The sequence below is a fragment of the Shewanella sp. 0m-6 genome (assembly GCF_052977325.1).
The window spans coordinates 17,794-32,797 of the sequence record NZ_JBRIMD010000003.1; the positions used below are offsets into that span (position 1 = coordinate 17,794).

Here is a 15,004-nt window from a genome sequence, read left to right on the forward strand (position 1 = left end):
GAAAAGCTCTGTCAATAATACAAAAAGCCCAGTGGATCTGGGCTTTTTGTTGGCAAGGCTTAAATTATTGCGAAGATTAAATCCTGAAGCGTGATACTCGATCGCTTAGCTCACCAGAGGTTTGTAGCATCATCTGTGCATTATCACTGACCTCTTGGGTTTGAGAGGACAATAGGTGCGATGTATCACTTATCGCTTGAGTATTACGGCTAATATCGTCAGATACCGCACGCTGCTCCTCAGCGGCACTGGCTATCTGTGTTGCCATATCGGTAATTTCGGTGATTGAATCGGTGATGCGCAGTAAGCTTTGTTTGGCCTGATTAGCAAACTCGACGCTGCTATCCGCAATACCTGTGCTGGAGGCCATTGAGGCGACAGCTTGCTGACTGTTTTGCTGCAAGGTGGCGATCATGGCACGGATCTCTTCGGTTGAATCTTGAGTGCGATGACTCAGTACCCGCACTTCATCGGCGACCACGGCAAAGCCTCGACCTTGCTCACCGGCTCGTGCCGCTTCAATTGCGGCATTGAGCGCCAGTAGGTTGGTTTGTTCGGCAATTGACTGAATGGTTGAGAGAATTTTATTAATCTCTGTGGCATTCGCTTCAAGTGCTGATACAACCTGCGATGCGTCGCTGAGCTGCTCTGATAGCAGTTCAATTGAATCACTGTTCTTAACGATAACCTCATTACCTTCCTGACAAGCCTTAGCTGAAATTTGAGCTGCATTGGCGGTCATCTCTGCATGATTGGCGACTTCGCTCGCAGTCGCTGACATTTGATGAATTGCCGTGGCAATTTGATCCACATCCTGATGTTGAGCATTGACACCGTTACTGGCTTGCACCGCAATGTCTGATGACTCATTGATCTGCTTGATTAGCATTTGGGTATCATTAGAAATGGCTTGAATCATCAGCTGTAAGCTCTCTAGGAACCGATTCATATGGCGCTCAAGCATGCCTATTTCATCTTGACGGTGAGCTGAAAACCGCTGGGTTAAGTCACCGTCCCCTTTAGATAGCGACTCAATGGCGCTGGTGAGCTGTTGTAGCGGCTTAAACATATGATTGATGATCACCGAGGCGATAATCAAAATCACTAAGGCGAGAATAACCACAGCAATAAGACACTGCTGGAGCTGTTTTGTTATCGCCTGATAGGCAAGCTCTTTATCTTCGACTAAGCCTAATGTCCATTTGGTACCCTGCAATGGGGTCAAGCGTAACAGCTTGTCTGCGCCGTCTTGCCACTCTAGGGTCGTGATGTCACCGTTGTTAAGCAGAGTTGAGATGTTTGACTGAGTCAGGCTGCGAGCAAAGCGGCTGGCATCTTGTTGGGCGTAACCGCTATCTCTAAAGGCCAGTATTTTGTTGTTTTCATCGAGTAAGAAAGCAAAACCCGCATTGGCAATATTTAGATCGGCTATCTGCTGCGTGATGTAAGCGATACTAAGATCTGCTGCCAGTACGCCATGAATGTCGCCATTAAAGCGTTTGGCTAGAGTCACAACGGTATCACCAGAGAGATCCACATAAGGTTGTGTAGTGATGATGTCATGGGTGTTGTAAGCATCTTGATACCAAGGGCGAGTACGCCCATCAAAGTCGGCAGGGATCTCAACGCTTTTATCGCCAGAGATCACTAAGCCATTTTCTAATCCTATATACAGGTTGATAAAGCCGCCGGCCTGGATACTTAGCGCCAATTCACCATCATCGCTAAGTGCACTGCTTAAGCGCGCCTCATTGGCATTGATGATGCGTTTTTTATCTGCTAACCAGCTAAAAATATTATTGTTGAGCGCTTCGGCTTGCAGTGTGAACCGAGTCGAGACAGCTTGATCGGTTTGCAGGTTGAGCTGCTTGCTTGCGATAAAGGCGAGAGTTGCGGTTATGGTGATTATCACGAGCAAAACGGCGAGCTGGATTTTGTGCTTAATGCTGAGGTTCATTATTATTATATTGACGGACAAGGGCCCATTTACGCTGAGCGAAAATTGGGGGGACATAATCCTGTTAAATGTGCGCGGATTATAGGCGATGATATTTAAATGAGCATTTTAAATGTATCAGTGATGAGAAGTTTGTCTCAAATTATCAATAACTAACACCAATGATTTCAGTAATGTCTAACACCAATAGTTGGCATTAATGCAGGCAGTAAAGCTGGTACTTAAAACAGACACTTATAGTTGACACTTATAGCAGGTGCAAGGATGTGTTAAGCCGTTTTTATGGTTGATGAGTCACTCAGGAGTCACTGGGCTGGTGGGATTATTGTATCTATGAGTCGAGACGATAAAGCCCTGAATGTGACAGGGCTTTATCGTTGTGATGATTAAATCTTAAAGCGTGAAACTCGATCGCTTAGCTCACTAGAGGTTTGTAGCATCATCTGAGCGTTGTCGCTGACCTCTTGGGTTTGACATGACAACTCATTTGAGGTGTCACTAATTGCTTGAGTATTACGACTGATGTCTTCTGATACTGCGCGTTGCTCTTCGGCGGCGCTGGCAATTTGAGTCGCCATATCATTGATTTCTGTAATTGAGTCTGTAATACGCTCTAAGCTGTGTTTGGCTTGGTTAGCAAATTCGACACTAGACTGAGCAATATTGGTGCTAGACGTCATAGATGATACTGCGTGTTGGCTGTTTTGCTGCAAAGTGGCGATCATAGCTCTAATTTCTTCGGTTGAATCTTGAGTGCGGTGACTCAGTACTCGCACTTCATCAGCGACCACGGCAAAGCCTCGGCCTTGCTCACCAGCTCGAGCGGCTTCAATTGCCGCGTTTAGGGCAAGTAGATTCGTTTGTTCAGCAATGGCCTGAATGGTTGATAGGATCTGGTTGATCTCTGTAGCGTTTTCTTCAAGTGTTGAAACGACTTTAGAAGCGTCATTAAGCTGCTCAGATAGCAGTTCAATTGAGTCACTGTTTTTAACGGTAACCTCATTGCCTTCGATGCAGGCTTGAGTCGATACTTGCGCCGCATTGGCTGTCATCTCGGCATGGTTAGCGACTTCGTTTGCTGTTGCTGACATTTCATGAATCGCCGCTGCAATTTGATCGACATCTTGATGCTGGCCATTTACCCCTTCGCTCGCCTTGGCAGCGATATTTGATGATTCGTTAATCTGCTTGATTAACTGCTCGGTATCGCTAGAAATGGCCTTCACCATCTGTTGCAAACTCTCAAGGAAGCGGTTCATATGGGCTTCAAGTAGGCCGATTTCATCTTGTTTGCTTGCGGCAAAACGTTGGGTTAGATCGCCATCACCTTTTGATAACGTTTCAATCGCATCGGTTAATTGCTGCAGCGGCTTAAACATGTGGTTAACAATGAAAGACGCAATAATTAAGATAATAAATGCAAGCACAGCAACTACCATAAGTAAGTTGATAACTTGTTGTTCAATCATTTGATAGGCAAGTGTTTTATCTTCAACTAAACCTAAGGTCCAGTTAGTACCCTTCAGATGCGTTAAGCGAATTAGCTTCTCTTTACCATCTTGCCACTCGATAGTGGTGATAGCGGAGCCATTGCGGATTGATTCAATATTGGATGGGGTTAACGTTTGAGCCAGACGGCTGGCATCTTGTTGGGCGTAGCTACTATCGCGGTATGCGAGGATCTTGTTATTTTCATCTAACAAGAAAGCAAAACCAGCGTTGTCGATACTAAGGTTGTTAATTTGTTCAGTAATGAAGCCAATACTCAAGTCAGCGGCAAGTACACCGTTCATTGCGCCATTAAAGCGTTGTGCCAAGGTCACAACTGCTTGACCTGTGATATCGATATAGGGTGGCGTGGTGATCATTTCGCTACTGGTATAAGCCTGCTTATACCAAGGGCGTGTGCGAGGATCGTAATCTTCTGGCCATGGCTGAGACTTATCCCCTGAGATGATATCGCCAGTATCAAAACCGGCATAGACATCGATAAAGCCACCACCATTAATGGTAAACAATAATTCTCGGTCGCTATCTAAGCCTTGCTGAATGCGTGACTCATTGGCTTTTACAACCTGCTTTTTATCGTCTAACCAGCTAAAAATATTATTACTCACAGCTTCAGCTTGTAGTTTGAATCGCGCTGCAATGGCGGCCTCGGTATCATCGCTAAGTTGGCGTGTAGAAATGCTAGCAAGAGTGGCACTTATTGCGACAATAGTGAGTAAAACTGCGAGTTGAATTTTATGTTTTATCGTTAGATTCATTTTATTTATCACTAGTAAAATTAGGGGGAACTAGCTGATTAGACCAGTAAATTTAAAAAGGTGGAGTAAAAGACAGCTTGAAAACAGCAGGATTATAGAGCAAGCATTTTATTTAAGTACATCAATTTTACAATATTTGAGAGCGTTACCTCAAATAATATACAATTAATTAAAGAGTGATGAAAGTACAGCTGTATATTTAGCTGAACATGCAAATTTTTTACTAGAATTGATTGATAGATATAATGAGATTTACGCTTGAAATATAAGGGCCGATTGGGGGCAATCGGCTCTTATGCAGACAAATATTTTGTCTATATGTTCAACTGAAAGATAGTTAACTAAAAGATCGTCAGCTGAATGTTTAGCGACTACTCGTCACTATCACCCAATGACAATAAAGTCGCATTACCACCAATTGCGGTAATGTTATTGGTGTGGGTTTTTTCAGTAATAAAGCGTGTTAGGTAGTGTGGACCGCCCGCTTTTGGTCCTGTGCCTGATAGGCCTTGACCACCAAACGGCTGTACGCCCACCACTGCACCAATTTGGTTGCGGTTAATATAAACGTTACCCGCTCTAATTTTAGCTGCGAGTTTCAATGCATGGCCTTCGTTGCGGCTGTGAATACCTAAGGTCAAACCAAAGTTGGTTGAGTTGATCTCAGTAATCACTTTATCCAGCTCAGAAGACTTATAGCGGATCACATGCAAAATAGGACCAAAGTGCTCTTTCTCTAGCACCCTAATTGAATCGATCTCTACCGCTGTCGGTGCGACAAAGTAACCATTTTCAGTGCCTTTAGGTAACTCAATCTGCTTAATGAGCTTACCAACTTGCTTGATATGATCGATATGCGCGTTTAAGTTTGCCGCCGCAGTCGCATCAATAACAGGACCTACATCGGTTTTAATTGAATTAGGGTTACCAATCGTCAACTCTTCCATTGCGCCTTGCATGACATCGAGTACGCGATCGGCAATATCTTCTTGCAGGAACAATACGCGCAATGCTGAGCAGCGTTGACCTGCGCTAGTAAATGATGATGACACTACATCATTAACGACCTGCTCAGGTTGTGAGGTTGAATCAACCACCATGGCATTTTGGCCACCCGTTTCGGCAATCAATGGAATAATCGGCCCTTCACGCATGGCTAATGTACGGTTGATTAACTTGGCTGTGCCTGTTGATCCTGTAAAGCACACACCACCAATACGTTCATCGGAAGTAATTGCAGCGCCAACGGTTGCGCCCGTACCCGGAAGGAACTGCAGTACGTCTTTAGGAATACCCGCTTCGTGGGCGAGCTGAGTCGCTCTGTAACCGACGATAGATGTTTGCTCGGCAGGTTTAGCAATAACGGTATTACCTGCAGCGAGAGCCGCTGTGACTTGGCCTAAGAAGATGGCAAGTGGGAAGTTCCACGGGCTAATACAAACAAAGATGCCGCGACCTTCCAGATATAGCTCGTTGAGCTCACCTGTAGGGCCAGGAAGCAACTCAGGCTTAGCCATCATCTTTTTGGCTTGCACTGCGTAATAGCGGCAGAAGTCCACAGCTTCACGAACTTCATCTATACCATCTTGAATGCTCTTACCTGCTTCGCGAGTGCAAAGGACAATTAGCTCTTCACGATTTTCTTCCAGTAGGTCGGCAAGTTTTTGCAATGCATTGGCTCGAACCTCGACAGGGGTGTTACACCAACTTGGGAAGGCAGCTTCAGCGCTTGATAGTGCCTGCTCAATCGCTTGATTGTTAGCAAAGGCAATCTTACCGACAACTAAATTAGTATCGAATGGGCTGACCACTTCTTTAGTATCGCCAGACAAGGTCTCACCGTTAACTAAAGGACCTGCTGACCAGGTGGTGTCTTTGTACTTGTCTATCGCGGCAAAAAATGGTGCAGATTCAGAAATAATGTTCATATTCAGCCCTTTGGAATTTTTACGTTCTTTACCAAAGATATCTTCAGGTAAGACGATTCTATTGTTAGCCAGGGTTTTATAGCCTTTGAGTGTGGTGAGTGGGTGTACCACTAATGACTCAATCGGGGTTTTGGGGTCAACTAGCTTGTGCACGAACGAAGTGTTAGCACCGTTTTCAAGTAGACGACGTACTAGGTAAGGCAGAAGGTCTTTGTGCGCGCCCACGGGGGCATAGATACGTACGGTCTTAACACCACTTTCTGCTAAAAGCGTATCGTAAAGCTCTTCTCCCATGCCGTGTAGGCGCTGGAATTCATAGTCACGATCGCCGGCCATATCGGTAATGCTCGCAACGGTTTGTGCGTTATGGCTGGCGAATTGTGGGTAGATAGCACCGCGAGTCGCATCTGATAACAAGTATCTAGCACACGCTAGGTAAGAGACGTCGGTACCTGCTTTGCGGGTATAAAGTGGGTAACCGGCTTCGCCATTTTCTTGTGACCATTTTAGCTCGCTGTCCCAGTATGCGCCTTTAACTAAGCGCAGGGGGATTTCATCGCCTTGATCTTTGGATAAACGCGTTAACCAGCACAGTACAGGTAGTGCCCGCTTAGAGTATGCTTGAACGACAATACCTAATAGACCCCAGCCTTTAGCTGCATCTGAGTTATATAGGCGTTGGAATAACTTTAATGACAGCTCTAGCCTGTCCATCTCTTCTGCATCGATAGAGATACCGACATTAAGGCTACGCGCTTGCTTGATAAGCAAGATAAGCGTTTCATATAGCTCTGTTAGCGTTCTATCTTCATTGGCGACTTCATAGCGTGGATGCAGGGCTGAAAGCTTAATCGAGATAGTTGGGCGAGGGGCATAGCTGGTATCGTATTCTTGCGCGCCTAAGGTGGCAATCGCACTCGAATAGTCGTCGAAGTACTTTTGTGCATCTTTTTTAGTTAACGCCGCTTCACCTAACATGTCGTAACTGTGGGTGTAGCCAAGTTTGCGCTTATCGACACTGTTTTTCAGTGCTTCTTTAACGGTGCGGCCTAATACAAATTGCTTACCCATGATCTTCATGGCTGCAAGCATAGATTGTCTTATAACAGGCTCACCGACCTTATTGACCAAGCGGTTTAGTAGGCTGCTTGGCTTGCCGTCAATATTGTGGTCAAGCTTAACGATCTTACCTGTGAGCATTAACCCCCAAGTTGACGCGTTAACTAAGATTGAATCGCTCTTACTTAAATGTTTATCCCACTTGGCCCCAGACAGTTTGTCTTCGATTAAGGCATCGGCAGTATCTGAGTCTGGAATACGAAGCAGGGCTTCAGCAAGACACATTAAAATAATGCCTTCTTGTGTCTCTAAGCTATATTGCTGAAGGAAAGCATCAATACCGACCATAAGGCCTTTTTTGTCATATTGACGGACTTTGCTAACTAGCTCGTGTGCACGGCTCGTCACACGGTTGATCTCTTCATCACTCGAAGGAACTAGCTTTATCAAATCAGATAAATATTGCTCTTCATCGACAATATAGTTATCGCTGATCGCTTGGAACAGTTCGTTGAGGTCGGCTGAATCGTAATGACCAGCTAGTACTTCACTCGCTTTGAACATATTAATCGCTTCCATCTAGGCCACTGGGGCTGATTGCTTGGATAAGGTGTCGCGACAAAACCTCTGTTGTTATTCTTTTGTATACAATCGAAGGCCTCCGCGCGCCGATTATAACCACAAAATGTGACCTATGACAATATTGTAATATTTATTGTGATCCGCGTTTGATTGTGGTTGGCGTTAAGGTGCGCTAGCCCTTATATCATAAGGGCTGTGGAGAGGCGATAAAAAAAGCAGTGTTTTAATCAAACTGGCTTTATATGCGGTTTTACTGAATGATTACTGGCAGCTTTCCGGCATATTTGGCTGGCGATTACGGAGAAGAGATAATAAATAAGCCAGCGTATGGTTAACGTTGTTTTACATGCGGTTTCACTGAATGATTACCAGCGACTTTCAGGCATATTTTGTTAGTGATGAGACGGAAGAGATAATAAAGAAGCCAGCGTATGGTTAACGCTGTTTTACATGCGGTTTCACTGAATGATTACTGGCAGCTTTCCGGCATATTTGGCTGGCGATTACGGGAAGGAGGTAATAAAAAAGCCAGCGTATGGTTAACGCTGGCTTTATATGCGGTTTAGCTGATTTATTACCAGCGATTTTTCGGTTTACGTTGTGGCTTAGGTAGATAAACCAGAACAATACCTAAAATTAGGCCTCCGATGGCAATAAAGCCACCTTGCTTCCACATTTCAAAACGTTCGTTCTTTTGGATACTGGCTAACTTAGCTTTAGCGCTATCGCGTTCGTTGCTAGCGCTATCTAAGGCTTTTTGAGCGGCAGCAAGTTGAGATTTCACCTGGTTAAGCTCTTGAGCATTGTTATCGCTGCTGCTTAATGCTGCTTCGAGATCGGCTTTAGTCTGCTTAAGCTCTGCCTGAATCGCAGGTAGCTTTACACGCAGGCTTGTCTTTGCGCTGAGCATTTTTGTTTGCACCCAGCCTTCACGGTCTTTACCGTCAATAATCTTGCTGTAATCACCTTGAGTCTCATTAAGCGAAGTGACTGGTTGGCCTGCTTCGATGCTGCCTAAAATACGGAATTGTGTTCCAGGCCCACCATGAAGGTAGATATAAACATCATCTGAGATGTAGCGCGTTTGGTTTGCTGCAAGCAAAGAAGGGGAAAGTAGCATCATTCCCGCAATAATTAGAATTCTTAACACCAATCTATTCTCATCTACGAAATTTAGCCCACATGCTAGGGATTTAAAGGGGGTAATGCAAGTGGCAAAAGAGTGATAAAACGCAAAAGGGAAGTTTGATACAAAAATTATCAAACTCCCCTTTAGATTACGTCGTTTTTGTAAAACGAATGTTGCTCAAGGTTATTCGAAAATACTCTTAATGATATAGAAGAATATAATTGAAAGACCAGCACCTGCAGGAAGGGTGACAACCCAAGATACAACAATGTTACGCACTACGCCCATATTGATTGCGGCGATACCACGAGCCATACCGACACCCAAAACCGCACCAACTAAAGTTTGTGTGGTTGAGATTGGTAGACCTGTGCCTGATGCAATAACAACTGTTGAGGCTGCAGCAAGCTCAGCGGCAAAACCACGGCTTGGTGTTAGGTGAGTAATGTTTTTACCAATGGTTTGCATTACACGCTTACCAAAGATGGCAAGACCTAGAACGATACCCACAGCACCTAAAGGTAGAATCCACCAAACAAGTGGTGCAGTGCTGTTGATTTGTCCGCCACTTTCAACAACTGAAACAACAGCTGCCAATGGACCAATCGCGTTAGCTACGTCGTTAGAACCGTGAGCAAATGCCATACAACATGCCGTGACAACCATTAAGATAGCGAATACTTTCTCAACGTTACCAAACTGTGTTTGACGATCTGCTTTAGTGTCCATTTTAAGACGCTTAATCGCAATCATGCCACCAAAACCAACTGTAATTGCAATCAATGTTGCTAAGCCATACGCCTCAACAGTGCTGAAGTTTATACCAACATGCTTAAGACCTTTAGTGATTGTCACGAGTGACATCATAAAGCCCGCTAGTGCCATGTAGAAAGGCACGTAACGTTTAGCGTTTTCTAGTGGGTTATCGGTGTTGAAAATCAGCTTTTGTACACTCTGGAATATCATAAAGGCGATAAAGCCCGATATTGCCGGGGTGACAACCCAAGAACCAACGATACCGCCCACTTTACCCCATGCTACAGCGTCAGCACCAACACCTACCGCAGCGAAACCAACAATGGCGCCAACAATAGAGTGAGTGGTCGAAACAGGCCAGCCTAATGCAGAAGCTGCAATTAGCCAGATACCAGCAGCAAGAAGCGCTGAAATCATGCCGTAAACGAGTAGTTCAGGTGAATTGATAAAATAAGCAGAGTCAATAATGCCTTTACGGATCGTACTGGTTACTTCACCACCAGCTAGATACGCACCAGCAAACTCAAAGATCATAGCAATAATGATCGCTTGCTTAATTGTAATCGCATTTGAACCAACAGAGGTTCCCATTGCATTGGCTACGTCATTTGCGCCAATACCCCATGCCATTAAAAAACCAAATAGCGCCGCAATGCCAATAAGCACTGGGCCGTTGGTTACTAATACATCAACCATGTTGTTACCTTGATAATCTTTTGATTAGACGCGAGCTAACATTAGCTCTAAGCGAGAACCGACTCGTTCAGCAAGATCTGCCAAGTCACCAACCCACTCAATTATCTTGTAGAGGAACATTACATCGACAGGATTTAATTCAGATTCGATGGAGTATAGTTGTCTACGGATCTTAATCTGTAAATCATCTGTATCTTCTTCGATAGAATCTAGCTCTGCGATCATTTTAGCGACAAGATCCACTTCACGCCCTCTAAAACCTGTTTCTAACAGATCATCGAGTTCGTTAATTGCTTCTTTTGACAGTGACACTGCATCAATACAGCGCTGTAAATAAGCAATAAATGGCTCTTGAATTACTTGAGGTAGCTCTAGTTGTCGGCCAATGACGCGGCCGGAAATGTCTTTTGCTTTGTTAGCAATTTTATCTTGCTGGGTAAGTAGCTCCAGTAAGTCAGTGCGTTCTACAGGCATAAACAGACCGCCAGGCAGAGTTAAACGGATCTCACGTTTTAGTGAGTCAGCTTCTTGCTCTGCAGAGCTAATTTGCTTACGCAATAGAACTGCTTTGTCCCAGTCTCCTGCGACAGTTGCTTCAAAAAATGGGACAAGTATTAACGCACAATCGTATACTTTGTCGATATGCTCTTGAAGAGGCTTAATTGGCGATTTTGCAAACACGCCTAAAATAGAGTTTACTGGCATTGCCGTGTACCTATTTTGGTTATTCCACTATTGGAAAAAGCGGGCGCATGTTAACTCAAGCGGCCGCGTAATAAAACTGTGTTTTTCTATTTAAATAGACAGTTTTTTATTCTAGCTAGTTATATCCTAACTGCAAAGCGGATCCTACGACGATATTATTGCAGAAATATTACAATGTGTAACTTTAATGGCAGATTGATTAAATTTTGATGACAAGGTGAATGGTACATCGATGGAAGCTGAGATTGAACTCAAGCTTTTCTTTAATGAAAAGCAAAAGAAAAGCCTTATAAAACTACTAGATAGCTTACCAAATTGCGAAGCTAAAGGTATTGAAAAGCTAACGAATGCTTACTTTGATACAAATGCGCTTACCTTAAGAAAATGGGACATGGGTCTGCGGATCCGGGGCATTAATCAACATTTAGAGCAAACAATTAAAACAAAAGGTCAGGTTGTAGGCGGGATCCATTCTCGGCCTGAGTATAATGTTGATATAGATCAAAAATTTCCGCAATTAAATTTATTCCCGAGTAAAATTTGGCCTGAGGGTGTGAATATTGACCAAACACAGTCTGCACTCTACTGTTTGTTCAATACTGATTTTGAGCGTCAGCGTTGGCATATTTTTATTGATGACAGTTTAGTTGAAGTGGCTTTAGATATTGGTGAAATCTGTGTTGAACAAGCCGTTGAGCCGATTTGTGAGCTAGAGTTTGAGCTATTGGCGGGCGATACCAGTGCATTATTAACTCTCGCTGGCATCGTGAGTCGAGAAATTCCTGTGCGTTTAGGTCAAGCGAGTAAAGCGCAGCGAGGCTATCGTTTAGCTGGGCAGTCAGCGCCTGAAACAATTGCTGCACTTGAGTTTATAAAAATCGAACCTCAGCAGAGCCTAAAGCAAGTTGTGGTTAACCTACTCACCCTGGGGTTAGAACGCTGGCAAACCATTGAGTCTATGCTGCTCGATCACCAACAATCCCTAGAGGCATTGCCCATTCTGAGTTATCGTTTACGAGCTTGTATTCGATTACTTAAAAACACCCTAAAGCAGTTCGAACTGCTCGAAGACACTTTTCAAGCGGATTTTGATTGTGTTGAGCGTCGACTCAACTTCATTGAAGAAGCGTTAAGTTTATATGGCATCATTGATGATGACGCCGCACTGATCGCCAAATTACCGCAACAACAAGCTTTAGTCGATGTCGCCTTAGTTAAATTGCAGCATCTGGATATTATTGGCCAAGTGGAGCAATTACTGGCTGACATTTGCTACGGTCGATTGCAGGTGCATTTAGTCGACCTGTTAACTCAGATAAGTGACGACCAAGTTAGCATCAATAAGCAATTGGAGCTTAAGCACTTTGCTAACCAGATGCAGGAAAAGTCCTGGCAGCGAATTTTAGATGTGATGCCATTAGATAGCGACCTGAGCAGCTCGGATTACCAGTCGGTTGCGAAGGCACTCGATGACAGCATTTTTGTTGGCGTGGCCTATGGCGATCTTTACCCTGTTAAATCACGTGATCAATTTAGATCACCTTGGCAAGACTTAGCTTTAGGGATCCGTACCTTAGCGGCTTATCGTCAGTTAAAGCTCATTAGCGAAATTGCTTATCTAGATATTACCGACTGGCTAGAAAACAAAGAGCAAAGTTTAGTGCAAGCGATGGAGTTCTCTCGTCGCAGCGCGATGAAAAATCAACCGTATTGGCGTTAATCGTAATCAATTTAAAAGTATCATTCAGTTTAAATAAATGAACACTTCGTGGTTTATCGCTTTTAAAACAAAGAGCCCAGCTAATGCTGGGTTCTTTGTTTTTGTTTATAAATCAGATGTTGGCTTAACTTAACGGCATTGCTACTTGATGCGGGCTTTTTTCTTCTTTTTTATTGTGGTTTTATAAAAATAGCCTACTCAGATTGCCTACTTAAATTGCTCAGGCTTGTTATGACTGACTTGCTTAGACTCTTGTTTTAGCGCTTGTTTAAGCTCAGAAATTTCCTCGAGCAACATCTGTTGATTTTTCTCCATCCTAATCAAGCTGGTATTGAGTTCAGAGCGGAGCTCTTCGGCGTGGCTATCGAGTTTTTCCGTTTCATCAGGAGAAACAAAAACAGACGCCATATAACCTGAAATGACACCAAAAAAGCTCACGCCACAGACTATCACTACTCCGCCAATAATGTGGCCTGCAGTCGTCACTGGGTAGTAGTCGCCATAGCCCACTGTAGAGATGGTCACCAGTGCCCACCATAACGCGCTCTCTGCTGTGTCGATATTGGCCCCTTCAACACCGCTTTCAACAATTAGCATCAGTACAGATGAGAAGGTTAAAATGGTTACAAGTGCGACCAATAGGCTGGCAACGGTCGCTTGTCGGCGCTGTTTAAGCATAGGAACAAGAAGTGAGCGCGTCATACGGATAAGGCGCACGACTCGTAATATTTGGAATAGGCGCGCCATTCTAAGGGCTTCAATGGCCGGAATACTGGCCACAAAATCAATCCAATGATGTTTTAGATAGTCGACCTTGCCATCAGCCCTGAACAGTTCAAAAAAGAAATTAGACATGAAGATGAGACAGATACTGGTATCTATCAGAAACAATAAGCGTCTTGTTTCGCCATCCAATCGGCCAAAGGTGAGCACGAGCACTACAATAACCGACAGCAGTGATAGCAACATCATTGCCAGTTGGATTGGGGTGGGAGGCGTATCGGGCTGCAGTAGCCAGCGCTTTTTATTTGCCATCGCTTAGGTCCATCTATTGAGGTGCCGGCGAGTGCCTATGAGGCACCTTGGTTTGCGCCTATTTATCAGCGCTAAATTGGATTAAATCATCTAATACATGCTTTTTGATTTCAAGTTGTTGCTCTGCCAAGAGGTTATATTTTCCAGCTAAAATCTCATAATCACTCAAGCTAAGCGATACGGTAAGGCGAGGGCGCTTAGGGCGTTTAGTCACACTTAAGCCCAATATTTCTCTGATCTGATCAGATGGGCTTACCCCTGCATCGAGCGCTGCCTTGCGAATAGCATACTGGAACTTTTCATCCATATCGAAGGCAATTTGCGTCGCTTTGGCTGCTTTCTGGTTTTGTTGCCACTGCGCGGGTAAGGGATTTTTTTGTTTGGTCATGCGTGCGGTACCTAAATATTTTCATCCGTAAAAGAACGTGCGGAGTATGCTTAATACCAAGAAGTATATGCTACCACTCATCGGAGCTGAAAAAAATGGTTCTAGATTTTCGTCTAGAACCATTCATTTATGCGCCTGGCCAATATTCTCGAATATCAGTCAGTGGGCGGTATAGGGTTAACATAACGTCTGTTTCGCCACCCTCATACACCTCAACATCAACAGCCTTATCTTCGTCATCGTCTAGCAACTGATAAGACTCAAATGGGTCACCAGTCGAACCATCTGCGTCTTGTGGTGGCCTTAGACCACGGTAATCTTGGCGGTGAAAGTAGCCAAAACTCCCTGAAGTAACCTGATGATAATGAGGTGATAACCACTGTTCATAATCATTCAAGTCTGATGACAGTGTTTGCGTATCTAGCTCCGCTTTACCTGCCTCTTCGAAAATTTCGCTAAATTGATCAAGATCGAAAAGCTGTTCAACTAGGCCTCGATTGACCTTAATCGAGAGGGCTAAGTAAGTTTCGTCATCTTCATCAAGACTCAGAAAAATAGCATCGCCACTGTGGCCTTTTAACACCCATTCTGTTTGTTGCTTGCGCTGATACTCATAAGTATTGACCGCTTCAACTCGCAGTTGCTGACCACGCAGTTGTGGTGGCAAGGCAAAACTGTCATCAAGGGAGATCATATCTCCCTTGTTGAGTTTTGATGGATGGTCAAGTTGACGTTTAGGTTCCTCTTTTTTGCCAAATAGGCTGCTTAGAAATCCCACGTCA

10 protein-coding genes are annotated in these 15,004 nt (G+C 44.2%); 1 reads left to right on the forward strand and 9 read right to left on the reverse strand.

Annotation, left to right across the window (positions count from 1 at the left end; translation table 11 throughout):
• Window positions 1-76 precede the first annotated feature (76 nt).
• The 6 genes from ACVBJC_RS02915 to ACVBJC_RS02940 form a co-directional block, all read right to left on the reverse strand.
• Window positions 77-1,957, reverse strand: coding sequence for a methyl-accepting chemotaxis protein (locus ACVBJC_RS02915; protein WP_447159381.1), 1,881 nt, complete (start codon window positions 1,955-1,957; stop codon window positions 77-79).
• Window positions 1,958-2,343: 386 nt separating this feature from the next.
• Window positions 2,344-4,224 (reverse strand): methyl-accepting chemotaxis protein, encoded by a 1,881-nt coding sequence (locus tag ACVBJC_RS02920; RefSeq protein WP_447159382.1) that lies wholly within the window; start codon window positions 4,222-4,224, stop codon window positions 2,344-2,346.
• Between the two features lie 371 nt (window positions 4,225-4,595).
• The gene (gene putA, locus ACVBJC_RS02925; protein WP_447159383.1) at window positions 4,596-7,790 is read right to left on the reverse strand and encodes a bifunctional proline dehydrogenase/L-glutamate gamma-semialdehyde dehydrogenase PutA; all 3,195 of its coding nucleotides are present in this window, start codon (window positions 7,788-7,790) and stop codon (window positions 4,596-4,598) included.
• 577 nt (window positions 7,791-8,367) lie between these two features.
• Window positions 8,368-8,943 carry a TIGR04211 family SH3 domain-containing protein gene (locus tag ACVBJC_RS02930; protein WP_447159384.1) on the reverse strand — a complete coding sequence of 192 codons (576 nt, stop codon included), beginning with the start codon at window positions 8,941-8,943 and terminating at the stop codon, window positions 8,368-8,370.
• A 162-nt stretch (window positions 8,944-9,105) separates the two neighbouring features.
• Window positions 9,106-10,374: an inorganic phosphate transporter gene (locus ACVBJC_RS02935; RefSeq protein ID WP_447159385.1), complete on the reverse strand. Its 1,269-nt coding sequence runs from the start codon at window positions 10,372-10,374 to the stop codon at window positions 9,106-9,108.
• 24 nt (window positions 10,375-10,398) lie between these two features.
• Entirely contained in the window at window positions 10,399-11,079 is a 681-nt protein-coding gene (locus ACVBJC_RS02940; protein ID WP_447159386.1) for a TIGR00153 family protein, read from the reverse strand.
• Window positions 11,080-11,311: 232 nt separating this feature from the next.
• On the opposite strand from ACVBJC_RS02940, the gene ACVBJC_RS02945 reads away from it, so the two are divergent.
• Window positions 11,312-12,799: a CYTH domain-containing protein gene (locus ACVBJC_RS02945; protein WP_447159387.1), complete on the forward strand. Its 1,488-nt coding sequence runs from the start codon at window positions 11,312-11,314 to the stop codon at window positions 12,797-12,799.
• A 207-nt stretch (window positions 12,800-13,006) separates the two neighbouring features.
• Here the strand turns inward: ACVBJC_RS02945 and ACVBJC_RS02950 are convergent, their stop codons facing one another.
• The 3 genes from ACVBJC_RS02950 to ACVBJC_RS02960 all read right to left on the reverse strand — a co-directional run bounded on the left by ACVBJC_RS02950 (window position 13,007) and on the right by ACVBJC_RS02960 (window position 15,000).
• Window positions 13,007-13,834, reverse strand: coding sequence for a potassium channel family protein (locus ACVBJC_RS02950; RefSeq protein ID WP_447159388.1), 828 nt, complete (start codon window positions 13,832-13,834; stop codon window positions 13,007-13,009).
• A 58-nt stretch (window positions 13,835-13,892) separates the two neighbouring features.
• The gene (locus ACVBJC_RS02955) at window positions 13,893-14,222 is read right to left on the reverse strand and encodes a hypothetical protein (RefSeq protein ID WP_447159389.1); all 330 of its coding nucleotides are present in this window, start codon (window positions 14,220-14,222) and stop codon (window positions 13,893-13,895) included.
• Between the two features lie 127 nt (window positions 14,223-14,349).
• Complete coding sequence (locus ACVBJC_RS02960; protein ID WP_447159390.1) at window positions 14,350-15,000, reverse strand: hypothetical protein; 651 nt, start codon at window positions 14,998-15,000, stop codon at window positions 14,350-14,352.
• Window positions 15,001-15,004: the final 4 nt, after the last annotated feature.

Coding starts and splice junctions, on each gene's coding strand:
- ACVBJC_RS02915 (WP_447159381.1), bottom strand. CDS start 1,957: ATGAACCTCAGCATTAAGCACAAAATCCAGCTCGCCGTTTTGCTCGTG.
- ACVBJC_RS02920 (WP_447159382.1), bottom strand. CDS start 4,224: ATGAATCTAACGATAAAACATAAAATTCAACTCGCAGTTTTACTCACT.
- putA (WP_447159383.1), bottom strand. CDS start 7,790: ATGGAAGCGATTAATATGTTCAAAGCGAGTGAAGTACTAGCTGGTCAT.
- ACVBJC_RS02935 (WP_447159385.1), bottom strand. CDS start 10,374: ATGGTTGATGTATTAGTAACCAACGGCCCAGTGCTTATTGGCATTGCG.
- ACVBJC_RS02940 (WP_447159386.1), bottom strand. CDS start 11,079: ATGCCAGTAAACTCTATTTTAGGCGTGTTTGCAAAATCGCCAATTAAG.
- ACVBJC_RS02945 (WP_447159387.1), top strand. CDS start 11,312: ATGGAAGCTGAGATTGAACTCAAGCTTTTCTTTAATGAAAAGCAAAAG.
- ACVBJC_RS02950 (WP_447159388.1), bottom strand. CDS start 13,834: ATGGCAAATAAAAAGCGCTGGCTACTGCAGCCCGATACGCCTCCCACC.
- ACVBJC_RS02955 (WP_447159389.1), bottom strand. CDS start 14,222: ATGACCAAACAAAAAAATCCCTTACCCGCGCAGTGGCAACAAAACCAG.